This is a genomic window from Rhizobium sp. BK377, assembly GCF_014193935.1.
Classification (GTDB): Bacteria; Pseudomonadota; Alphaproteobacteria; order Rhizobiales; family Rhizobiaceae; genus Rhizobium.
This window is the reverse complement of record NZ_JACIAC010000002.1, coordinates 639,742-661,632: the sequence shown is the minus strand read 5'-3', so window position 1 is coordinate 661,632 and position 21,891 is coordinate 639,742. Positions and strand designations below refer to the sequence as shown.

The 21,891-nt window shown below is 61.1% G+C and carries 19 protein-coding genes; 12 read left to right on the top strand and 7 right to left on the bottom strand.

Annotated features, from left to right (window positions below):
* Window positions 1–13: 13 nt before the first annotated feature.
* Window positions 14–895, bottom strand: a complete 882-nt coding sequence (locus FHT92_RS12015; protein ID WP_183825242.1) for a glyoxalase — start codon at window positions 893–895, stop codon at window positions 14–16.
* A gap of 38 nt (window positions 896–933) precedes the next feature.
* Window positions 934–1,755 carry an alpha/beta fold hydrolase gene (locus FHT92_RS12010; protein WP_183825239.1) on the bottom strand — a complete coding sequence of 274 codons (822 nt, stop codon included), beginning with the start codon at window positions 1,753–1,755 and terminating at the stop codon, window positions 934–936.
* Between the two features lie 642 nt (window positions 1,756–2,397).
* Here FHT92_RS12010 and FHT92_RS12005 point away from each other — a divergent pair.
* The 5 genes from FHT92_RS12005 (at window position 2,398) to FHT92_RS11985 (ending at window position 9,060) form a co-directional block, all read left to right on the top strand.
* The gene (locus FHT92_RS12005) at window positions 2,398–2,880 is read left to right on the top strand and encodes a VOC family protein (protein ID WP_183825236.1); all 483 of its coding nucleotides are present in this window, start codon (window positions 2,398–2,400) and stop codon (window positions 2,878–2,880) included.
* 148 nt (window positions 2,881–3,028) lie between these two features.
* Window positions 3,029–3,169, top strand: a complete 141-nt coding sequence (locus FHT92_RS12000; protein ID WP_246735249.1) for an AraC family transcriptional regulator — start codon at window positions 3,029–3,031, stop codon at window positions 3,167–3,169.
* A gap of 247 nt (window positions 3,170–3,416) precedes the next feature.
* Window positions 3,417–4,631 (top strand): efflux RND transporter periplasmic adaptor subunit, encoded by a 1,215-nt coding sequence (locus FHT92_RS11995; RefSeq protein ID WP_183825233.1) that lies wholly within the window; start codon window positions 3,417–3,419, stop codon window positions 4,629–4,631.
* Entirely contained in the window at window positions 4,628–7,780 is a 3,153-nt protein-coding gene (locus FHT92_RS11990) for an efflux RND transporter permease subunit (protein WP_183825230.1), read from the top strand. The genes FHT92_RS11995 and FHT92_RS11990 overlap by 4 nt, the downstream gene beginning before the upstream one ends.
* A 281-nt stretch (window positions 7,781–8,061) precedes the next feature.
* On the top strand, window positions 8,062–9,060 hold the full coding sequence (locus FHT92_RS11985; RefSeq protein ID WP_183740626.1) for a flagellin: 999 nt from the start codon (window positions 8,062–8,064) through the stop codon (window positions 9,058–9,060).
* 67 nt (window positions 9,061–9,127) lie between these two features.
* Here FHT92_RS11985 and FHT92_RS11980 read toward each other — a convergent pair whose 3' ends face one another.
* A complete protein-coding gene (locus tag FHT92_RS11980; RefSeq protein ID WP_183825227.1) occupies window positions 9,128–9,721 on the bottom strand; it encodes an NADPH-dependent FMN reductase in 594 nt (197 codons plus the stop codon).
* Between the two features lie 77 nt (window positions 9,722–9,798).
* Here FHT92_RS11980 and FHT92_RS11975 point away from each other — a divergent pair, with 77 nt between their 5' ends.
* Together FHT92_RS11975 and FHT92_RS11970 are read left to right on the top strand one after the other, a co-directional pair.
* Complete coding sequence (locus FHT92_RS11975) at window positions 9,799–10,209, top strand: winged helix-turn-helix transcriptional regulator (RefSeq protein WP_183740620.1); 411 nt, start codon at window positions 9,799–9,801, stop codon at window positions 10,207–10,209.
* 165 nt (window positions 10,210–10,374) lie between these two features.
* Window positions 10,375–11,040 (top strand): OmpA family protein, encoded by a 666-nt coding sequence (locus tag FHT92_RS11970; RefSeq protein ID WP_183740617.1) that lies wholly within the window; start codon window positions 10,375–10,377, stop codon window positions 11,038–11,040.
* A 64-nt stretch (window positions 11,041–11,104) separates the two neighbouring features.
* Here the strand turns inward: FHT92_RS11970 and FHT92_RS11965 are convergent, their stop codons facing one another.
* On the bottom strand, window positions 11,105–11,512 hold the full coding sequence (locus tag FHT92_RS11965; protein ID WP_183740614.1) for a DUF2000 family protein: 408 nt from the start codon (window positions 11,510–11,512) through the stop codon (window positions 11,105–11,107).
* Between the two features lie 32 nt (window positions 11,513–11,544).
* Between FHT92_RS11965 and FHT92_RS11960 the strand changes: the two genes are divergently transcribed.
* Entirely contained in the window at window positions 11,545–12,522 is a 978-nt protein-coding gene (locus FHT92_RS11960) for an AraC family transcriptional regulator (RefSeq protein ID WP_246735243.1), read from the top strand.
* A 161-nt stretch (window positions 12,523–12,683) separates the two neighbouring features.
* Window positions 12,684–13,637 carry an NmrA/HSCARG family protein gene (locus FHT92_RS11955; RefSeq protein ID WP_183740611.1) on the top strand — a complete coding sequence of 318 codons (954 nt, stop codon included), beginning with the start codon at window positions 12,684–12,686 and terminating at the stop codon, window positions 13,635–13,637.
* A 1-nt stretch (window position 13,638) separates the two neighbouring features.
* Here the strand turns inward: FHT92_RS11955 and FHT92_RS11950 are convergent, their stop codons facing one another.
* A complete protein-coding gene (locus FHT92_RS11950) occupies window positions 13,639–14,559 on the bottom strand; it encodes a LysR family transcriptional regulator (RefSeq protein ID WP_183740608.1) in 921 nt (306 codons plus the stop codon).
* 451 nt (window positions 14,560–15,010) lie between these two features.
* Between FHT92_RS11950 and FHT92_RS11945 the strand changes: the two genes are divergently transcribed.
* Window positions 15,011–16,804 carry an ABC transporter ATP-binding protein gene (locus FHT92_RS11945; protein ID WP_183825225.1) on the top strand — a complete coding sequence of 598 codons (1,794 nt, stop codon included), beginning with the start codon at window positions 15,011–15,013 and terminating at the stop codon, window positions 16,802–16,804.
* A gap of 207 nt (window positions 16,805–17,011) precedes the next feature.
* Here FHT92_RS11945 and FHT92_RS11940 read toward each other — a convergent pair whose 3' ends face one another.
* On the bottom strand, window positions 17,012–18,106 hold the full coding sequence (locus FHT92_RS11940) for an AbrB family transcriptional regulator (RefSeq protein ID WP_183826239.1): 1,095 nt from the start codon (window positions 18,104–18,106) through the stop codon (window positions 17,012–17,014).
* 151 nt (window positions 18,107–18,257) lie between these two features.
* Entirely contained in the window at window positions 18,258–19,160 is a 903-nt protein-coding gene (locus FHT92_RS11935) for a LysR family transcriptional regulator (protein ID WP_183825222.1), read from the bottom strand.
* Between the two features lie 94 nt (window positions 19,161–19,254).
* On the opposite strand from FHT92_RS11935, the gene FHT92_RS11930 reads away from it, so the two are divergent.
* Window positions 19,255–20,307 (top strand): aldo/keto reductase, encoded by a 1,053-nt coding sequence (locus FHT92_RS11930; protein ID WP_183740599.1) that lies wholly within the window; start codon window positions 19,255–19,257, stop codon window positions 20,305–20,307.
* A gap of 100 nt (window positions 20,308–20,407) precedes the next feature.
* Window positions 20,408–21,832: an FAD-binding oxidoreductase gene (locus tag FHT92_RS11925; RefSeq protein WP_183740596.1), complete on the top strand. Its 1,425-nt coding sequence runs from the start codon at window positions 20,408–20,410 to the stop codon at window positions 21,830–21,832.
* Window positions 21,833–21,891 lie beyond the last annotated feature (59 nt).

Below are 21,891 nucleotides of genomic sequence, written 5' to 3'. Positions count from 1 at the left end.
GTATATTCGTTCGTCAGTGTGCCGCGACGGCGTGGATTTCGGCAATATAGCCGCCCGGAAATTCCACCATGGCTGCACGGCTTTCGCCGGACTGATAGGGCTCCACGAGGATTTCAGCACCGCTCTCCCTGGCTTTCTGGAGCGTCGCATCAAGATCGGCCGTCTCATAACCGGTCACCTCGCGGCCGTAGGGGAAGGGCAGATGGCCGTCGGTGACGAGTACGGTCATGCGGCCGAAGACGGATTCGATGCGCAAGCGGTGAAAGGTCTGATCCGGAAGGCCGATCTCGATACCCGGCGCCTTCTCTTCATCAGAAACGACTTTGCCGTGCGAGAAGGCAAGGAAGGCGTGGGTGAAAGCCGCGGCGCGATCAGCCGACACGTAGACCCGGTTTTCGGGGACTGTCGTGAAGGCCGGATAATTTGGCGTGGTCGTGTGCCAGTAGAGCTGCATGTTGACGCCGCCCGGCCACTGGATAACGGCATCTCGGCCAATCGGGTCTGGGAAGGCTGAGACGATCACATCGGCGCCGGCAGCCTTGGCGGCGGCTACGGCCTTGTCGAGATCGGTAACGAGGTAGCCGGTGCGTTCGGCGCCAAACGGGTAGGGGATCGGCGTCTTGAAGCCGAAGAGCGAGACGGTGCCAACCGATGTCTGCAGGAGCTGCGACGTGGTGCTGCTCGGCGTCGGCGTCACCGTTGCCGTTACCTGCTTGGTGCTAGTGCCGCCGAAGGTGGCGAGGAAGCTTTTGACGAAGGCGTCCACGTCATCAGGGGCGACATAGACATGGGTCGTATCATATTGCGCGCCGACACCAAATTGCGGCGAGGCGGCAAAGGCCGGAGAGCCGGCCAGACCGAGAAGGGCAACAAGGGCTAACGATAGAGGAAGCATGTATGATCTCCTTCGGCCTGGCCGGCCGCTTTTATGGATTACGCCTTGATGAAGGCGAGAACGTCGGCGTTGAACTTGTCGGCTTCAGTCTGGGCGAGACCATGCGGGGCGCCCGGATAGACCTTCAGCGTACCGTTCTTCAGGAGCTTGATGCCCTTCTCGGCAGCCGCTTTGATCGGCACGATCTGGTCGTCGTCGCCGTGGATGAGGAGCGTCGGTACATCGATTTTCTTGAGGTCTTCGCTGTAGTCGACCTCGGAGAATTCGTGAATGCAGTCGTAATGGCCCTTGATGCCGCCGGCCATGCCCATCAGCCAGAAGGTTTCGCGCAGGCCCTCATTGACCTTGGCGCCATCGCGGTTGAAGCCGTAGAAAGCCATGGTGAGATCGCGATAGAACTGCGAACGGTCGCCTGCCGTGCCCTTGCGGATGCCGTCGAAGACTTCGATCGGTGTGCCCTCGGGATTGGCTGATGTCTTCAGCATCAGCGGCGGAACGGCGCCGACGAGTACGACCTTGGCGACGCGGCTGGTGCCATGGCGGCCGATATAATGGGCTACTTCGCCGCCACCGGTGGAATGGCCGATCATGACGACGTTCTTCAGATCGAGCTTCTCGATGAGCTCGGCGAGGTCATCGGCATACTGATCCATATTGTTGCCGTTCCACGGCTGAGAGGAGCGGCCATGGCCGCGGCGGTCATGGGCGATGACACGGTAGCCCTGCTGGGCGAAATAAAGCATCTGCACTTCCCAGGCATCGCCCGACAGCGGCCAGCCATGGGAGAAGAGGATCGGCTGGCCGTTGCCCCAATCCTGATAATAGATCGTCGTTCCATCCTTTGTAGTGATCGTCGGCATCGTCTCTGTCCTATGTTTGGGGTTGGGAGGTATTCGCCTGGTGGCGCAATTTTCTGCACCGTGGTGTGTGACGCGATCAGGAAACATGTTTCGAATGGCCGTGTAAGCGATCCTTTGGTGTAGGTTGCCTATGCCTTTTCCCTGAGATCGAGCCAGGCGACGAGCAGGAAGCCGCCGACGAGGCCGAGGCATTCTTGCCCGCTCCTTCGGGTTCTCCCCCAGGCGGCGTATCCCTAGAAGCTGCGCACCGGCGACCAGTCGGGCATGCCCGGTGGGACGTCGTTTTCAACCGTCTGTCCCGCGGTGTCAGGACTTCGAGATATCTGGACATTCAGCGGGCCTTGGTCGTGGGGCCGTGAAATGGGCTGCCGGGCCGTCGCCAAAGACGCTGACTGGCGTCGGTCGGCGTCGCTTCACCGCAACGGCGAGGCTGCGAATTGACGGCGAACCTCCTTGGCAAACGGCAAATCCGATTGTCGGTTCTGACCCGCTTCGGGAAAATTGGTCTCGGCTGCGGAGCTTTGCGGAAGGCCCCGAGACATTCAAAATCGTCATTCGAGAAAAATTGCGACGCCCTGTCGGGAGAGGCCAGGCCCCTGCGTCCTAGGGCCATAGTGACCAACAGCTCAAGGAGGACAGTTCATGGTCAAGGTCATTTCATTTCTCTGGTTTGCCGAAAGCGCTCGCGAAGCGGTCGAATTCTATGTCTCGTTGGTGCCCGATTCTTCGATCGGCGATATCACGACAGTGCCCTCGGAAACCCCAAGCGGCCCTCCCGGCAGCGTCGAGATCGTGGAGTTCACGCTCGGCAATCAGAATTTCATCGCCATGCAGGCCGGGCCGTTCGAGCAGTTCAACCATGCCTTCTCGGTGCAGGTCGTCTGTGAAAATCAGGCGGAACTCGACCGCATCTGGGATGGCTTCCTCGCCAATGGCGGAACAGCCGAACATTGCGGCTGGCTCAGGGATCGCTGGGGTCTTTCCTGGCAGATCGTACCCAAGGCGCTGGCAGAGATGATGAGCGGCACGCGCAAGGGCAATGCCAAGAAGATGACTGAGGCGATGCTGAAGATGATCAAGATCGACGTCGCCACCCTGGAACAGGCGTTTCAGGAAGCCGCCTGATCTTCCGGAACCGATGCGATGCGAGCGGACGGCAGCCTCGAAAGGGCTGCCGTTTCTTTTCGACTTCCGCTATGGGCGGGATCGATTGCGGGCAGGGCCAGCTCGATCGGGAAGACCGCCGGCTGGTGGAATATCGGGCAGAGAAAGCGTGGCAGATGCTGCCGGCACCGTTTCCATTGCCGAGATCGCGGTTGCCTGCGGTTTTGCCGACCAGAGCCATCTGACGCCTATCTTTACCGCACTCCACGGAGTTTCGCCCGGCACATGGCGACGGGAGAGACGAATCTGAAGCATGGGCGGTGCCGTGCCGAAAACCGCGGCGCAGTTTTGTTGGCAGTGCTTTAGCACCATTCAAGTAAAAGTGAGCGCACAGGTTATTTTCAAAGTTCACTGATATTACAAATCGGTAATGACGGGTGGTTGTGCTTGCTGCCGGCCGGGGAAAGGTGCGATATTGTCGCACCAGGTGAGACCTTTTGTCTCGCGCGCCTCTTTCGACAGACCCTGGCCAACCTCGAGTCCCTCCGGAGACGTGAATGCCCTTTTGGAAGCAATTTGTACTTTGTCTTGTCGTCATTATCGCCGGCTTTGCCGCGTGGGTCTATTTTGTGCCTGGCGCCGGCGAGACGATGAGCAATGCCGGTATTCCCGACAGCATCGTTTCCAGGATCGCACCGAAGAGCGAAGAGGCAGCCGATGCCGGCGCGGGGCAGGCTCAAGGCGGCAAAGCGCAAGGGCAGGGACAGGGGCAGAACCGCCGCAATGGCGGCGGTGGCGGCGGACGTAATGCCGCGGTGCTTGTCGTCACCCAGGCTGTGGTACAGGGCGTCGTCAACGACCGGCTGAATGCGATCGGCACGGGTGATGCGATCCGCTCCGTTGCGGTCACGCCGCAGGCGACGGGTACAATCCGCGAGATCCTGATCAAATCAGGCGATATGGTGAAGCAGGGGCAGGTTCTCGCCAAGCTCGACAGCGAGGAGCAGGTCATTGCCCAGGGGCAGGCGCAGGTGGCACTGAACAGCGCGCTCGAGAAATCCAGCCTCTACCACAATATCAAGTCCAGCGTTTCGCGCATGGATGTCTTCGATTCCGAGATCGCCGAGCAGAATGCACGGCTGCAATTGCAGGCAGCCGATCTCAATCTCCAGCGCCGTAATATCGTGGCCCCCATCGACGGCATCGTCGGCATCGTGCCGGTCAATATCGGCGACAATGTCAATACGTCGACGCCGATCGTGACATTGGACGATCGCACAGAAATCCTCGTCGATTACTGGGTGCCGGAGCGTTTTGCCAATACGGTTTCCGTCGGCCAGGTGGTCGAGGCAACGTCCGTGGCGCGGCCGGGAAAAGTCTTTTCAGGCGTGCTTGAGGCGGTCGACAACCGCATCGACGCGGCAAGCCGCACGCTGCGCCTGCGGGGCCGGATCGACAACAGCTCCGACGAACTGCGTGCCGGCATGTCCTTTGCGGTCAGCATGAAGTTTGCCGGCGATAAATATCCGGCCGTCAACCCGCTTTCCGTGCAGTGGGATGCCCAGGGCTCCTTCGTCTGGCGGGTGACCGACGACAAGTCGCACAAGGTGCGGGTCACGGTCGTGCAGCGCAATCCGGACTATGTGCTGGTCAAGGCTGACTTGAAGGATGGCGACCAGATCGTCACCCAGGGCCTGCAGCGCGTGCGCGAGAACGGCGCTGTGCGCACGGCGACCGATGTCGCCGCCAACGACAAGGTCGCCGCCCAATGAGCGTGACCGAGATCCACCAGGACAAACCGGAATCCGGCAAGGCGACCTTCACCGCACTCTTCGTGCGCCGGCCTATCCTGGCGCTGGTCTTCAATACGCTGATGGTGGTGGCGGGCCTTGCGGCCTATGTGGGCGTGGAAGTGCGCGAGCTGCCCGATGTCGACCGGCCGATCGTGACCGTGCGCACGACATTCGACGGCGCTTCGCCGCAGACGATCGACCAGGAACTGACCAAGGTCATCGAAGGTGCGGTTGCGCGCGTCAGCGGTCTCAAGTCCATCTCTTCCAGTTCCCAGTTCGGCCAGAGCCGCGTCACGCTGGAATTTTCCGATTCCATCGATCTGGCCGTTGCCGCCAATGACGTGCGTGACGCAATCGGCCGCATCGCCCAGAACCTGCCCGACGAGGCGGATGCGCCGCAGATCGTCAAGGCGGATTCGGACTCTTCGGCGATCATGCGCCTCGCGGTGACGTCGGATACGCTCAACATGGACGATCTGACGCTCCTCGTCGAGAACGAGGTGGTCGACCGTCTGGCCTCCGTCGATGGCGTTGCCGATGTTGAAGAATACGGCGATCAGGAAAAGGTCTTCCGTGTCGACGTCGATCAGGGCGCGCTTGCAAGCCGCGGACTGACCATCGGCGATCTCACCAAGGCGCTCGACAATGCCGCGCTCGACGTACCGGCCGGTTCGCTGAAGAGCCCGATGCAGGATATCGTGGTGCGCGCAACCGCCAGCCTGCAGACGCCCGAAGATTTCCAGAACGTCATCCTGCAGCACAATGTGCGTCTCGGCGATGTCGCGACCGTGACGCTCGGGCCGCGTGACGGCGAGACGGCGCTGCGTTCCAATGGCAAACCGGGCATCGGTCTCGGTATCATCCGTCAGGCGCAGTCCAATACGCTGAATATTTCCACCGGCATTCATGCTGCCGTCGATCAGCTTTCGAAGACGCTGCCGAAGGGCACGACGATCGCGATCACCAGCGACGACGCCGTGTTCATCGAGGGCGCGATCCATGAAGTGGTGCTGGCGCTGCTGCTTTCGGCCGTCATCGTCACCGTCGTCATTTACCTATTCCTTCGCGACTGGCGCGCAACGCTGATCCCGTCCGTCTCGATGCCGGTGGCGCTGATCGGCACGCTTGCCGCGATCTATATGGTCGGCTTCTCGATTAACATCCTGACGCTGCTTGCCATCGTGCTCGCGACCGGTCTCGTGGTCGATGACGCCATCGTCGTGCTCGAAAACATCGTACGCCGACGCTCGGAGGGCATGGGACCGCGCGCGGCGGCCGTGCTCGGCACGCGCGAAGTCTTCTTCGCCGTCATCGCGACAACGGCCACACTTGCCGCCGTCTTCATTCCGCTGTCCTTCTTACCGGGGCAGGTGGGTGGTCTTTTCCGCGAATTCGGTTTCGTGCTTGCCTTCTCGGTCGGCTTGTCGTCGATCGTGGCGCTGACGCTATGCCCGATGCTCGCCTCTCGCATGCTGACCAAACCGATGATCGAGGATCATGGATTGCTCGGCCGCTTCGGCGAGGCTTTCGCCGGCCTCTACAAATTGGCGCTGCATGCCTGCCTGAACGCGCCTGTCGTCGTCATCGTCTTCTCACTTATCTTCGGCGGCGCAGCCGTTGTCGCTTTCGGCACGGTCAAGAGCGAACTGACGCCGGAAGAAGACCGCGCCATGGTGATGATGCGGCTGACGACGCCGCAGGGTTCCAGCCTCGAATATACGCGCGACAAGCTGCAGCTCGTGGAGGAATACCTGCAGCCGCTCGTCGACAGCGGCGATATCAGGAACGTCTTCTCGATCTCCGGCCAGGGCGGCGCTTCCAACAGCGGCTTCATGGTGTTGACGCTGGCGCCCTGGGGCGAGCGCCACCGTACGCAGGCCGATATCGTCCGCGACATCAATCAGGCTGCGTCAAAGGTGCCGGCGCTGCGCGGCAATGCGATCTCGTCGAACAGCCTGCGTATTCGCGGCGCCGGCAGCGGTCTGCAGATGGCGCTTGTTGGTAATGATCACGCGGCGCTGACGGCGGCGGCCGCCAAGCTCGTGCAGCAGCTCGATGCCAGCGGCCAGTACGATACGCCACGCCTGACCAACGAACCGTCGCAGGCGCAAGTCTCCGTCGCAATCGATCGTGAACGCGCCTCCGATCTCGGTATCGATATCACCGGCCTTTCGACCGCCATCCAGTCGCTGCTCGAAGGACGATCGGTGGTCGACGTCTTCGTCAATGGCGAATCCTATCCGGTGCTTCTGACCTCGACGATGCGGCCGATCGACGACCCGACCGATCTTGAAAACGTCTTCCTGAAGACCGGCGACGGCAAGATCGTGCCGATGTCGGTCATCGCTTCGCTGAAGGAAGGCTCGGTCGCCCCGCAGCTCAACCGTGAACAGCAGCTCGCCTCGGTGGCGATCACCGCCGGCCTGAAGGACGGTATGTCGCTTGGCGACGCCGTGAAGAATGTCACGCAAATGGCAGCACCGCTGTTGCCGGACGGCGCGCGCCTGCTGCCGCTCGCAGAAGCTGCGACGCTGGAGGAGAATTCCAGCGGCATGGCGCTGACCTTCGGCTTTGCGATCGTCATCATCTTTCTGGTGCTCGCGGCACAGTTCGAAAGCGTGCTGTCGTCGCTGATCATCATGTCGACGGTGCCGCTCGGCCTTGCCTGTGCCGTCTTTGCACTCATCATCACCGGCTCCAGCCTCAACATCTACAGCCAGATCGGCCTCGTGCTGCTTGTCGGCGTGATGGCGAAGAACGGTATTCTGATCGTGGAATTCGCCAACCAGCTGCGTGACCGCGGCGAGGATGTGCGCTCCTCCATCGAGAAGGCCTGCGCGCTTCGCCTGCGCCCGGTCATGATGACGATGATCGCGACCATTCTTGGGGGCGTTCCCCTGGTCTTCGCGCATGGCGCGGGTGCGGAAGCGCGCGTGGCGCTCGGCTGGGTCATCGTCGGCGGCCTCGGCTTTGCGACGCTGGTCACGCTGTTCATCACCCCGGTCGCCTATCTCCTGATCGCCCGCTTCGCCAAGCCGCATGCCCATGAGGAAGCGCGCCTGCACGAAGAAATGACGCATGCGACGCGACCGAAGCCGGATCCGGAGCAGCTTCAGGCTGCCGAGTAGGAGGGCGAACAAGCCTTTTCAATACTTTCGGAGACGCCTGCCGGATCTCTCCGGCAGGCGTTTTTATGGTGTATGAAGTCTTGTGAAATAAGATAAATTACTTCTGAACTTTAGCCGTTTTTTAAGCATAACCGGCAATGATCGCGATCAGTAACCGGCCGGTCTTCCCCAGTTTTTCTGAAGGCCACTGCGCTGATTTCCAGCGACGGCAGACATGAGCGTCCGCTTGATTTCGGTACATCCTGTTGTGTTGCGTCTTGTTGTGTTTTGGAGTTCGTACCGTGAGTATTTATCAGCGCACCTCCGTGGATGCGGCGCTTCATGTGCTGCGTGACATCAATCGGACCATGACGGTGACGCAGAACCATATCACGACCGGTCTGCGTGTCGAAAGATCCAGGGACAACGCTGCCTATTGGTCGGTCGCGACGACGGCGCGTCACGACAACAAGGCACTTTCTGCGGTTCAAGATGCTCTCGGCATGGCTGCCGCCACCATGGGGACGGCGTCCGCCGGTGTCGACAGCGTCATCGACGTCGTCACCGAGATCAAGGCAAAACTTGTTGCCGCAACCGAACAGGGCGTCGACAAGACCAAGATCAATGAAGAGCTAGACCAGTTGAAGGCGCAACTGCGCAGCGTTTCCGAGGGCGCAGGCTTCAACGACGACAACTGGATCATCCTCGACAATACCATCACGCCGACAAAGCCGCGCCAGATTCCGGCCTCCTTCATCCGTAATTCGGACGGCACGGTATCGGTTGGCATGTTGAGCTATCATATCGATATCCCGCCGAGCGGCGCGACCTCCTCCAAGGATGCGCGCTATGTGATTGACGACCGGGCAGGCGGCACAGGCGAATATGGCGTGCTGACCTCCGCCTTCTTCGCAACGGAGCTCGGCACGGCGCAGACCTGGGTGCTGACGAAGAGCAAGAACGGCAATACAGCCGGCCAGGTGGAAATCGGACTGACAGCCACGACCAGCAAACAAGACCTGAACGACATGATCAGCGTCGTCGACGCCGCGCTCGGGCAGCTGACGACCGTCGGTTCGGCTTTCGGCGCACTGGAAAAGCGCATCAGCTTGCAGGACGAATTCGCCAAGAACCTGTCCGACAACATCACCGAAGGCATCGGCCGCCTCGTGGATGCCGATATGGAAGAGGAATCGAGCAAGCTCAAGGCATTACAGACCCAGCAGCAGCTCGGCCTGCAATCGCTGAATATCGCCAACGCGTCCTACGACACGGTTCGTCAGCTCTTCCAGAATTTCTAACTTCGGCTTTTGTAATATCGCCCGCGCGGCAAGCCATGCTCGCCGCGCGGTTTTCTTTTGGCAATGCTCAGGCTTCGGCTGCCTTGGCGGCCATCGTTGCCTTGGCCCACCAGACCAGTTCGTCGAGAGCGGTCTTTGCGGTGGGCAGCAGGCTCGCCTCGATTTCCGAGATCGGCTTGTTGCCGAAATGCGGATGGACAGCCATGAAGTCGCCGCCGCCGAGATGGACGGCGGCATGGGTTGAGACCATCTGCAGCTCCACGCCGATGCCTCTCAGATGTTCGACAGCGCGCGTGGCGCCCGTGCCACCATAGCCGATGGCAGTAAACGGCTTGCGGTTCCATTCCTTATAGGCCTGATCGAGCGCGTTCTTGAGGGCTGCCGTGATCGAGTGGTTGTATTCGGCGACCACGAAGATATAGCCGTCGAAGCGTCCGACAGTTTCCTGCCAGCGAACCGCTTCGGGATTCTGGCTCGGCATCCACAGGTTCGATGCCATTTCGTCGAAGAAGGGGAGCGGATGATCGCGCAGATCGATCAGCTCTACGTCCATGTCATCACGTGCTTGCGCCTGCTTCAATATCCATTGTGCCGGGGTATCGGCGAAACGGGTCGGGCGGGTGGAGCCGATAATAATGGCGATGCGGGGCTTAGAATTCAAAGTAACCTCCTGTATGCTGGTTTCCAGCAGTAACCAGATTACGGATGGTTCGGGGGGCTGCACAAGGAGGCACTTTATTGAAACCAGATAACCATGAGGAAACCGCCCCCTGCGAGGACGTCGACGGCTGCCAGCAGGTCCGCGCCTGCGATCACATCAGCCGCATGCTGGCGCGCATCAGCGACAAGTGGAGCCTGCTGGTGGTGCGCGTGCTGGGTCACGGTCCGCTGCGTTTCAACGCCCTGCGCCGTGAAGTCGGCGAGATCAGCCAGAAGGTACTGGCATCGACATTGCGGGAGCTGGAGGAGAACGGTTTCGTTTCCCGGACTGTCACGCCCACCACGCCGCCGCAGGTCGAATATGCGCTGACGGATCTCGGCCGGGACTTCCTGGACCCGGTTCGGGGGCTTGCCGAGTGGGTCGTCGCAAATTCCGCACGCATGGATGAGGCGCGCGTGGCCTATGCCAAACGCCGCGGGCGCGACTGAGGGAAGCGCCACGGTTTTGCGAAGAAAGCTGGTGATATCGGGGCGTGTCTGCAACAGGCCGATGTTTCCCATTGGGAATTTGCCTTATCAGGTAAACATCTTCATCTTGTTGCCGCATTCCCTAATATCTGCTCGCACCAGCTTCGAACGGAGAACCTCCTGTCCATGATCAAGAAATTCATCCTTCTGGCCGTTGCGGCGAGTTACCTCTCGGCTTGCACGACGACCGATCCTTATACTGGCGAGCAGAAGGTATCCAATACCGCCGGCGGTGCTGCCCTTGGCGCGCTCGGCGGTGCTCTCGTCGGTGTCGCCGTCGGCGGCGGCGGCCATGGCAAGCGCAATGCGGCGCTGATCGGCGCCGGCCTTGGCGCGCTCGCCGGCGGCGCGATCGGCAACTACATGGACCAGCAGGAAGCCGAGCTTCGCGCCCAGCTCGAAGGTACCGGCATTTCGGTCACCCGTCAGGGCGACAACATCATCCTCAACATGCCCTCGAACATCACCTTCGATATCGACCAGGATGCGGTGAAGCCGGGCTTCTATCCGACGCTGAATTCTGTCGCGATCGTGCTGCGCAAGTTCAACCGCACGCTGATCGATATCAACGGCCATACGGATTCCACCGGCAGCCTGCAGCATAACCAGGATCTGTCGCAGCGCCGCGCGTTGTCCGTTGCCGATTACCTCGGCGGCCAGGGCATCGACCAGCGCCGCGTTTCGGCCGTCGGCTACGGTCCGTCGCAGCCAATCGCTTCCAATGCGACCGAAGCGGGCCGCGCGCAGAACCGCCGCGTCGAAATCCAGATCGCGCCGATCACCCAAGGTTGATCGGTTGCATCAGGCGACAAAGAGGCCGGGTCATCGCCCGGCCTCTCTCGTTCTGCCGTTTGCTTCAATGCTGCATCGTTGCGCCCTTGGTGATCTTGTCGACGATCTTCTTGTCGGCCCGCAGCGCAATGCCGACGACCTTGGCATCATCGGGGGCGTATTCGGCGAAGACGGCGCGGTTGGCCGCATCATGGCCGGTTGCAAACATCTCCTCGATGAAGATCGAGGAAGTCACCTCGCGCTCCAGCGTGCGTCGGTGGATCGTCGATATCGTCGTTTCGTCGGCCGACAAGACGATGATCGGCTGGATGGATAATGGATTGTAGAGATTGCCGGCACGATCCTTGTAGGGCTCGCCGATGATTTCGGGATATTGCCCGGCGATGCCCGTCGACAGGAAGGCCGTGACATTCAGCTTTTGCCAACCGGCAAGATTGTTTCGCAGGACGATTGCAATTTTGGTATCAAACATTCCAGTCTCTTTCATCAGGTTATCGAAACGCGTTGAGCCAGGATCTAACGCCGCAGGTCTTTGAGGGTCTTGAACGTTTGTGCGAGCCGCAGGAGCGTAGCGGTATGCTGTCCGCGCCTGGGGGCAGCGGTATGCTGGCCGCGCCCGGGGGCAGCGGCATTCTGACTGCGCCTGCCTTTCCGGGCATCGAACGTATCGAGGCGCAGTTCTCGGGTAATGTCTTCGAGCCGCATCGGCACGATACCTATGCGCTCGGCGTCACGCTTCATGGCGTGCAGACCTTCACCTATCGCGGCGAGCGGCGCTTCAGCATGCCAGGCCAGGTGATCGTCTTGCATCCGGACGAGGAACATGACGGCGGGGCAGCGACCGAGGCAGGCCTTCATTACCGCATGCTTTACATGGAGCCTGCGCTCTTGATGGAGTGTCTGGCGGCAGAGAAGATCGGGCTTCCCTTCGTCGATCAGCCGGTCATCGCCGACGGCGCGCTGGCGCAGGTGCTGCTCGCTGCCCTCGGCGAACTCGATCAGGAACTGGATGAGCTCTTCGTCGATGATTTCGTGAGCCGCGTGGCGGGCGGCCTCTCGCGGCACGCGCAAGTGCGCCGTCGCGCTCTGGGCACGGTTGCTTGGAAGCAGGTGCGGGCGGCGCGCGATTATTTGGAGGCGCATGCGCTCAGGCCAGTGCGCTCTGGCGAGCTGGAGAACATTACCGGCCTCGACCGCTTCACGTTGTCACGGCATTTCCGCACGGCCTTCGCCACCAGCCCGCATCGTTACATGCTGATGCGGCGGTTGCAGCAGGCGAAGGCGCTGATGGGCGAAGGCGAGGGGCTTGCCGATGTGGCGGCGGCTACCGGCTTTGCCGACCAGGCGCATTTCATCCGGCATTTCAAAAAGGCCTATGGGATCACCCCGGGACGTTGGGTGGGGCTTACACGTTTTACGCGGCAGAGGCCAACTCGTTCAGCGACTGATATTGGCATGGGCAGCCAGGGCATTTATCCATAAAACGGCATTATCATATGCATTGTGCATGCCTACAGCAAGAAAGCTTGATGACCTAACTTGACTGGGTCCTGAGCTATCGGCCTCAGCCGAAAGTTCGTTCCAGTATGACGCCTGGCTCTGCAATCCGCAGCCAGGGACAGGAGAAAGGTCCAAGCACAACCATGTCTGCAAATGATAAGCCACTTATCGCAATTGCCGGCGCAACCAGCAAACAGGGTCGCAGCGTCGCAGCCACGCTCCTTCGCAGCGAACGTTTTCGCGTACGCGCCTTAACCCGTAAAAAAGATTCGCCCGAGGCTCTAGGTCTGGAGAAACTTGGAGCTGAAATTGTCAACGTGCCGCTCCAGCTTGGGTTTCAGAAGGATTTCGTTGCCGCCTTCGAAGGTGCGGACGGGGCATTTCTGATGACGCCGCCTGTCATGCCGCCAGCAACGATAGAGTTTCCAATCGGCCGCCAATTGGCGGATGCGGCGGTTGAGGCGGGAGTCGGACATATCGTTTTCAGTACGCTCGAGAATGTCGACGCCATCACCGGCGGGACCAAGTTTGCTCCGCACTTCACCGACAAAGCGCACGTTGCAGACTATATTCGCGGTCTGTCGATCTCTCATTCCTTCGTCATGCTGGCGTTCTTTTACTCGAATCTTCTCGAATATTATCCGCCGCGCATGGAAGGTGACACGCTCGCGATGCCGATCTATCTTCCCGAAGATTTTCGAGCGCCTTTTGTCGATCCGCTCACGGCAACTGGGCCGGTCGTACTCGAAATTTTCTCAGATCCCGAGCGCTACAACGGGAAAACTCTGCCGATCGTCGGCGATATCATCTCTCCGCGCGAGATGGTCGAAACCTTCCGGGAGGTAACCGGCCTCAAGGCAGAATACCGGAATGCTTTCACCAGGGACGGCCTGCTGCAGTATTTTCCAGAGTTTGCAGCCAACGAACTTCTCGTGCGAGAGATTCTGGGGATGGTCGAGTATGCTGTCGAATATGGTTATTTCGGCAAGGAGCACGACCTGGAATGGAGCCGTCGCCTGAATCCGGATACGCTCGATTGGGCGCAGTATCTTCGCACCACGGGCTGGCGGGGCGACAAGCGATCTTTCGGGCTCTAAGTCACGATGGCCGGATTCCCGGCAGTTTGGATACCTCGGCGGCAAGAAAGTCGGTGAGGAGACGAACGCGGGCGATGGTGGAGCGCTCGGGCACGATAAGCAGGCTTAGCGGGACCGGCGACGGACGATAGTCTTCGAGCACGGCCTCGAGCCGGCCGTTGTCCAGGAGATCGTTGACCAGCCAAATGTGGGCGGGACCCATGCCGCGTCCTGCGGCCAAGGCTTCACGCGCCGCAAGTCCGTGATCGACGCGCAGCTTCCCCTTGACCGGAACCGTCAAATTCGCGCCATGGCGGGAGGACAGAGAGATCTGATCGCTCCCGGCTATATTGGACATTATGATGGCTTCATGTCGCGAGAGATCGTCCGGGCGCTCCGGCCGCCCGTGGACGGAGAAATAAGCCGGAGCGCCGACCATCAGCCGATGGCTTTTTCCAAGCGCATGAAGCTTCATGGAACTGTCGGCGAGAGGTCCAAGCCGGAGTGCCACGTCAACGCCTTCGCGAACCAGGTCGATGCGCTCGTCGGTCAAGTTGAGATCGACGCTGATATCCGGATGCTGGTCCTGAAATTCGAAGATGAGCCGCGTGATGTGCATCACGCCAAGTGCTGCAGTACACGAAAGCCTGACCGAGCCTGCGGCAGCCCGACGGGCGTTTCTGGCTTCCTCGGTAGCCTGCTCGACCAGGCGCAATACCTGAAGGCAGTTCCCATAATAGCGGCTGCCCTCGTCGGTGAGGGTCACGCGACGCGTGGTTCGGCTGAGGAGAGGGACACCGACTGCGTCTTCAAGTTCTTTGAGATGGCGGGTCACGGTTGATTGACCGATGCCGAGCTCCCTCGCCACCGTAGACAGATTGCCCCGTTCGGCAACGCGAACAAAGGTGCGCATTCTGTCGAGAGACAGTCCGGTGTTATCCATTTTTCAGCACAATGATGTTCATTAAAATCAGTTAGAGAATTTACGCTGCTAAAGCCAAAAAAGCGTCCGGCTATACGCATTTTATTCCAGGAGCGGACCCAAATAAGGCGGCTGATAGAGTCGCGACGTTGTGTCGTTCGCGCATCATTCTCCGTAAAGTAGAAAATATCCGGTTGGCAAGATCGAACTTGTCCGGTACATATGTCCTACCGTTGCAGATCAATCAAAGGAGGCGTCGTATGACAACAGCATTCATCGAAGTCCTCCCGTCCGGAATGACCCGACACTAGGTCGTTCCAATTCGCGGCCCGCCGGGGAACGCGACAAGCGGTTTTAATTTCGTTCACAGTTCGCTCGATCTGCCGGGACCAGTTTGTCTCCCGCTTCGACTGTGTTCTTCAACTCTGGATTTTGGGGCCGGCCGCCGAAGTACGGCGTCGGACTGGTTAAAATGGCTCGCAAGAAGCTCGATTTCCGTGCCGATGCGTATCGCAACGTACTCGGCTTTGTTTTTCGTCAGTGGACCCATCGCCCAGCACTTGTGGGTACCATTATCGTGCTGGTTATTGCCAGCACGCTGGCCGAAGTGCTGGTGCCGGTTTTTTCCGGCCAGATCGTCGACGCGATTGCCAGCGGCAATGCGGCGGCTGGTGACGCAATTCGTGCTTTCGCTATCGTCGGGATCCTTGGCCTGACCAGCGTTGTATTGCGCTGGTTCATCTTCGGCGGGATCATCCGGCTGACGCTGCGCATCATGGCGGATGTGACCAATAACGGCTTCCACAAGGTGCAGCGGTTCTCGACTGATTGGCACGCCAATAGTTTTGCCGGCTCTACGGTACGAAAGATCACCCGCGGCATGTGGGCGCTGGATTCGCTCAATGACCTGCCGCTGATAGCTTTGCTGCCGTCGATCGTCATACTGTTGGGCGCCAGTCTCGTGCTCGGCAGTTATTGGCCGGTCATGGGGCTGATCGTGGCTTTGGGATCGCTGATCTATATCGGCGTGACCGTCGCGCTTTCCATGGGCTTCGTGTCGCCGGCGGCAAAGCTTGCCAATGCCTGGGATACCAAGCTAGGCGGCGCGCTGGCAGATGCGATCAGCTGCAACGCGGTGGTGAAAGCTTTCGGTGCCGAAAGCCGCGAAGAAGTGCGCTTGCGCCATGTGCTTGCCAAGTGGGATAGCCGAACGCGACGCACCTGGAGGCGCGGGACACTGAACGGCACGATTCAGGGCTTCATGATGGTCTCCATGCAGGCCGGCATTCTCGGTACCGGCCTCGTCATGTGGCAGCAGGGGCTGGCGACGCCCGGCGACATCACATTCGTGCTGGCGATGTTCTTCGTTCTTCAGGGTTATCTGCGCTCAGTCGGGCAAGATATCAGAAACCTGCAGCGCGCCGTCAACGACATGGAAGAACTTGTCCTGCTGGACAAGACGCCGCTCGGCATCGAGGATAGGCCGAACGCGAAACCTATTGCGATCGGCAAGGGCGAGATCGTGTTCGATCGCGTCACCTTCCAGTATGGCGCCCATCCGACCCCACTCTATGAGAATTTCTCGGTCACGATCCAGCCGGGGGAGCGGGTCGGACTGGTCGGGCATTCCGGCTCGGGCAAGACAACCTTCGTCAAGCTCATCCAGCGCCTCTATGACGTGAACTCGGGCGCTATCCGGATTGATGGACAGGATATCGCCGAGGTCACGCAATCGAGCCTGCGTGGCCAGATCGCCATCGTGCAGCAGGAGCCCATCCTGTTTCACCGCACTCTGGCCGAAAACATCGCCTATGGCCGGCCGAACGCCTCCAGACGCGAGATCGAGAACGCGGCAAAACAGGCGAGCGCCCATCGCTTCATCATGGACCTGCCGAAGGGCTATGAGACGATGGTGGGCGAGCGCGGCGTCAAGCTCTCGGGCGGCGAGCGTCAGCGTGTCGCCATCGCTCGGGCATTTCTCGCCGATGCGCCCGTGCTGATCCTGGACGAGGCGACCTCGAGCCTCGACAGCGAGAGCGAAGTGCAGATCCAGCAGGCCATGGAGCGCCTGATGAACGGCCGCACGACGCTTGTCATCGCGCACCGCCTTTCGACGGTGCGGGCGCTGGATCGACTGCTGGTGTTCGATAGGGGGATGATCATCGAAGAGGGCGACCATCAAGCGCTCATCCGGCTGAACAACGGCATTTATCGCCGGCTGTTCGAGCGGCAGGCGCTCGAACTGACCAAGGGTCTGGTGGCATGAGCCGAAGCACCGGCGCGCTGAAGCGCCGGTGCTCATCTCCGCTTGCTCGACGCATTTTCGCGCAGGCCCCATGCCGGTTTTGCGCAAGCCTGTGCTCCGGCCGATCAGGGCATAGCTCGGCGCCGGACCGGCCGGGGACCGGGGCGCGGCCGCAGATCGCCTGCGGCCCGTGCTGCGATCAAAAACACCGGCTGAAGGTTTTCAGGCTCAAGCCGCGTTTTCCGCAAGCCCGGAGCGGCGGGCGATGAAACGGGCCAGCGCCGGCCCGATCAGCAAAATGATCAGGAAGCGGCCGGTCTGCATGGCCATGACGAAGGGCACGTCGACATCGCTCGAGGCGGCGATAATGGCGACGGAATCCGCGCCGCCTGGGCTGGTTGCGAGATAGGCGGTCAGCGGGTCGATGCCGGCGAATGTGTGAAGGGCGAACGCCATGCAGCCGCAGAGCGCCATCAGGATGATGATGGAGGCGGAAACGCGCGGCAGGGCGCGAGCGGCATGTTTGAGGATCGAGCGGGTGAAGCGCAGGCCGATGCTCCAGCCGATCAGTGCGTAGCTGAGCGCCAGGATCCAGGTCGGCAGTTCGATCTTTAAGATGCCGAAACCCTGCAGTATGGCGCCGGCAAACAGCGGAACCACGATATTGCCGCCCTGGATGCGGAGGCGGAAGACGCCGTAGCAGCAGAGGGCGGCGAAGGCGACCGTCGTGGCGAAAGCCGGCCAGTCGACCGGCGGGAAAAAGATGACCGGCGGTGGCGCTTCACCATCGGCAGCGACCCAGAGGCGGGAGATGACGGACGCGCCGACTGCGACGAAGACGACGCGCAGATATTGCATGAAGGCAACGAGGCGAGCGTCCGCCCCGTAGGCTTCCGACATGATGACCATGGCCGAGGCGCCGCCGGGCGTGGAGCCCCAGACGGCGGTGGTGCCCGGCAATACCTGCCAGCGCGTGAGCAGCCAGCCGAGACCGGCGGCAATGGCGATCACCGAGACGATGAAGACGAAGAAGAGCGGCGCGTCCTTCGCCATGGTGCCGAGAATATCGGGCGTGATGTTGCGCGCCATCAAGAGGCCGACCAGCACCTGGCCGAACTGCAGCGGCCAGTAGGGGATGTGCAGCTGCCCCTTGCCGACCGTAAGCGCCAGCACGATGGCCGCGACCATCGGGCCGATCAGCAGCGAGGCGGGCAGGGCGAAGAGCTCAAGGAAAAGGACTGATATGGCCGACAACGCGAGCAGCAATGCCCATTTGGGCAGGCTTGCTTTCTGATGGAAGCTGCTTGCGTCCAAAACTGTGATCCCCGAACTTTCGACCGGAGCAAGCCCGAGGGCGGAGGTGGGAGGAGGCCCCGGCAATATGAAGAGGCCGGCGGCGAGGGCCGGCAGGCATGGACCCGATATAGGCGCGTGGTGGTCAAGGGGTCAATTGCGGAATCTGGCCTTTGTGCTCCTAAAGACGGATGTGTTTCGCAAGGAAATCAAGCAGGGCACGAACGCGCGCCGGAAGCGGTCCGCCCTGGCCGATATAGACGGCATAGAACTCTTCGACATCGCCGGGATTGAGCTTTTCCAGCACAGGAACGAGGCGGCCGGCGGCGATATCGGCGCGCACGGTGAATTCGGTCATGCGGGCAAGACCGGCGCCCGAGAGTGCGAGGTAACGCATGGCTTCGCCATCGCCGACCTGCAGGCCGGGGGTGAGGGGAATGGTGATCGTCTCGCCGGCCTCAATGACCGGCCAGCCTTCCAATGCGCGGGCATAGGAAAAGCCGATGCGGCGATGATTGTGCAGGTCGGCGGCTGAGCGCGGCTTGCTGTTTCGCTCAAGATAATCGGGCGAGGCGACGATGATCTTCCTGGCAGCGCCGAGCTTGCGGGCGATCAGCCTCGATGTCTTCAACGGGCCGGCGCGGATTGCGACGTCGGCACGCTCTTCCAGCAGATCGACCACCCTGTCGGTATGGGTGATATCGAGGGTGACATCCGGGTGCTCGGCCATAAAGGCCGGGATCAGCGGCGCCAGAACATGATTGCCGAAGGAGCCGCTGGTGTTGATGCTGATGCGGCCCGCCGCCTGTTCTCCCGCCGAGGCGAAACGTTCAGCCTCCGATATATTGGCGAGGATTGCGACACTGCGCTCATAGAAGGCGCAGCCCTCGGGCGTCAGTTGCAGCTTGCGCGTCGAGCGGTTGACGAGGCGGGCGCCGAGCCTTGTCTCCAGGCGGGCGACCAGCTTGCTGACGGCCGATGGCGTCATGCGCCGCGCCTGCGCGGCAGCGGAAAAACCGCCGCGTTCGACGACGCTGACGAAGACTTCCATCTCGCCCGATCGATTGATGTCCTGACGGCTCACGATGAATTCAAATCACAGATGATGTGCTCTGAGGCAATCTATATCATGGTGTCGGCCGGGTCTATCTCTCGAAGAGAGAATAGGAGATTGGATCATGGAATACAGAAATCTCGGTGCATCGGGTTTGAGGGTGCCGGTGCTGAGCTTCGGGGCCGGCACTTTCGGCGGCAGCGGGCCGCTCTTCGGGGCTTGGGGCACAACGGATGCGCAAGAAGCGCGGCGGATAGTGGATATCTGCATGGAGGCCGGTGTCACGCTATTCGACACGGCGGATGTTTATTCGGCCGGTGCTTCCGAGGAGGTGCTGGGACAAGCGATCTCCGGAAAGCGCGATACGGTGCTGATCTCGAGCAAGACGGCGCTGCCGATGGGCGAGGGGCCTGGCGATTGGGGCACCTCGCGCGCACGGCTGATCCGTGCGACCGAGGATGCGCTGCGCCGGCTCGGTACCGACTATATCGATCTTCTGCAATTGCACGCCTTCGATGCGTCGACGCCGGTCGAGGAGGTGCTTTCGACGCTCGATGTGCTCGTTGCGGCGGGCAAGGTCCGTTATGTCGGCGTTTCCAATTTCTCCGGCTGGCAGCTGATGAAATCGCTTGGGCTTTCCGAGCGCTATGGCTACCCGCGCTATGTCGCGCATCAGGTCTATTATTCGCTCGCCGGACGGGATTACGAATGGGAACTGATGCCGCTTGCCGCCGACCAGCGGGTGGGAGCATTGGTTTGGAGCCCGCTCGCCTGGGGCCGGCTGACCGGCAAGATCCGCCGCGGCGTAGCGTTGCCCGCCGGAAGTCGCCTGCACCAGACAGCGGAATACGGCCCGCCCGTCGATGACGAAAGGCTCTTCGATATCGTCGACGTGCTGGACGAAATTGCCGCCGAGACCGGCAGGACGGTGCCGCAGATCGCCATCAACTGGCTGATCGGCCGGCCGACCGTTTCAAGCGTCATCATCGGCGCGCGCAACGAAGAGCAGCTCAGGCAAAATCTCGGTGCCGTCGGCTGGAGCCTGACACCGGACCAGATCGAGCGGCTGGACGCGGTCAGCCGCGTGATGCCGCCCTATCCGTATTTTCCCTATTATCGGCAGGAGGGCTTTGCGCGGCTCAACCCGCCCGCAGTCCCTGCAACAAGGATGGGATGAAATCTTCCCTAATCTTGGCTGGACAGCCGCTTTGACTTGCCTCATACCCGACCTGCTACAGATGCTGTAGCAGGCTGTGGAATGCAGGGAGATCAAGGGCATGGCACTGCGCGACGCGAAGGCTGGGGTGCGAAACGAGGCGGGTATCGAGGCCGTCACCGGCATTCTGAAACAGCGCTTCGGAGAGCGTTTCCAGACCGGCCAGGCTTTTCGCGCCCAGCACGCGCACACGACCACCTATATCCCTGCCCAACTGCCCGACGGCGTGCTCTTTGCCGAGACCGCCGACGATGTGAAGACCGTGGTGCGGGTCTGCGCCGATCATAAGGTGCCTGTTATCGGCTTCGGTACCGGCTCCTCGCTCGAGGGCCAGGTCAATGCGCCGAATGGCGGCATTTCCATCGATTTCAGCCGCATGAATCGGGTGCTTGAAGTCAATCCCGAGGATCTCGACTGCACGGTCGAACCGGGCGTCACGCGTGAGGCGCTGAACACCCATCTGCGCGATACCGGCCTGTTCTTCCCGATCGATCCCGGCGCCAATGCCTCGATCGGCGGAATGACCTCGACGCGCGCCTCCGGCACCAACGCAGTGCGCTACGGCACGATGAAAGATAATGTGCTTGCCGTTACGGCAGTGACCGCATCGGGCGAGGAAATCCGCACGGCGCGCCGCGCCCGCAAGTCGTCGGCCGGTTACGACCTCACCCGGCTTTTCGTCGGCGCGGAAGGCACGCTCGGCATCCTGACCTCGGTGACGCTGCGCCTGCACGGCATTCCGCAGAAGATCGCCGGGGGCGTGTGCGCCTTCCCGAGCGTGAAGGCGGCCTGCGACGCCGTTATCATGACGATCCAGATGGGTATTCCGGTTGCCCGTATCGAGCTCGTCGATGCGCTGCAGATGCGCGCCAGCATCGCCTATGCCAATCTTCCCTATGAGGAGAGCCCGGCGCTCTTCCTGGAGTTCCACGGCACGGATGAGGCGGTGGCGCTGCAATCGACCGCCTTTGCCGAGATCGCAGCTGAATGCGGCGGCGGCGAATTCAGGTGGGCGGCGAGCCCCGAGGAGCGCACGAAGCTCTGGAAGGCACGCCATGACGCCTATTGGTCGGTGCGGGCACTGGCGCCCGGGCTTGCCGTACTTTCGACCGATGTTTGTGTTCCGATATCGCGGCTTGCGGATTGCGTTGCCGAAACGCAGGCCGATATCGAAGCAAACGGTTTGCTGGCGCCGATCGTCGGCCATGCGGGCGACGGGAACTTCCATGTGCAGCTATTGTTCGACGACAAGAGTGCCGCGGGGATCGCCACGGCAGAAGAGTTCGTCGCCCGTCTGAATGCCCGGGCGCTGGCAATGGATGGCACATGTACCGGCGAACACGGGATCGGGCAGGGGAAAATGGCGTTTCTGGAGGAGGAGCTCGGGGGGACGGTGAATCTGATGCGCCAGATCAAGCGTGCGCTCGATCCGGACAATATCCTCAATCCCGGCAAGATTTTTCATCTGGGGCTGAAAATGGAATAATCTCATGATCTTGGCCCTTGCCCCCTGCATGAATAGCGCTAGTGTCGGCAACAGAATCC

Excerpts from the sequence above, each read along its gene's own strand:
- FHT92_RS12015 (WP_183825242.1), bottom strand. The coding sequence starts at position 895 with ATGCTTCCTCTATCGTTAGCCCTTGTTGCCCTTCTCGGTCTGGCCGGC.
- FHT92_RS12010 (WP_183825239.1), bottom strand. The coding sequence starts at position 1,755 with ATGCCGACGATCACTACAAAGGATGGAACGACGATCTATTATCAGGAT.
- FHT92_RS12005 (WP_183825236.1), top strand. The coding sequence starts at position 2,398 with ATGGTCAAGGTCATTTCATTTCTCTGGTTTGCCGAAAGCGCTCGCGAA.
- FHT92_RS11995 (WP_183825233.1), top strand. The coding sequence starts at position 3,417 with ATGCCCTTTTGGAAGCAATTTGTACTTTGTCTTGTCGTCATTATCGCC.
- FHT92_RS11990 (WP_183825230.1), top strand. The coding sequence starts at position 4,628 with ATGAGCGTGACCGAGATCCACCAGGACAAACCGGAATCCGGCAAGGCG.
- FHT92_RS11970 (WP_183740617.1), top strand. The coding sequence starts at position 10,375 with ATGATCAAGAAATTCATCCTTCTGGCCGTTGCGGCGAGTTACCTCTCG.
- FHT92_RS11965 (WP_183740614.1), bottom strand. The coding sequence starts at position 11,512 with ATGTTTGATACCAAAATTGCAATCGTCCTGCGAAACAATCTTGCCGGT.
- FHT92_RS11955 (WP_183740611.1), top strand. The coding sequence starts at position 12,684 with ATGTCTGCAAATGATAAGCCACTTATCGCAATTGCCGGCGCAACCAGC.
- FHT92_RS11950 (WP_183740608.1), bottom strand. The coding sequence starts at position 14,559 with ATGGATAACACCGGACTGTCTCTCGACAGAATGCGCACCTTTGTTCGC.
- FHT92_RS11945 (WP_183825225.1), top strand. The coding sequence starts at position 15,011 with ATGGCTCGCAAGAAGCTCGATTTCCGTGCCGATGCGTATCGCAACGTA.
- FHT92_RS11930 (WP_183740599.1), top strand. The coding sequence starts at position 19,255 with ATGGAATACAGAAATCTCGGTGCATCGGGTTTGAGGGTGCCGGTGCTG.
- FHT92_RS11925 (WP_183740596.1), top strand. The coding sequence starts at position 20,408 with ATGGCACTGCGCGACGCGAAGGCTGGGGTGCGAAACGAGGCGGGTATC.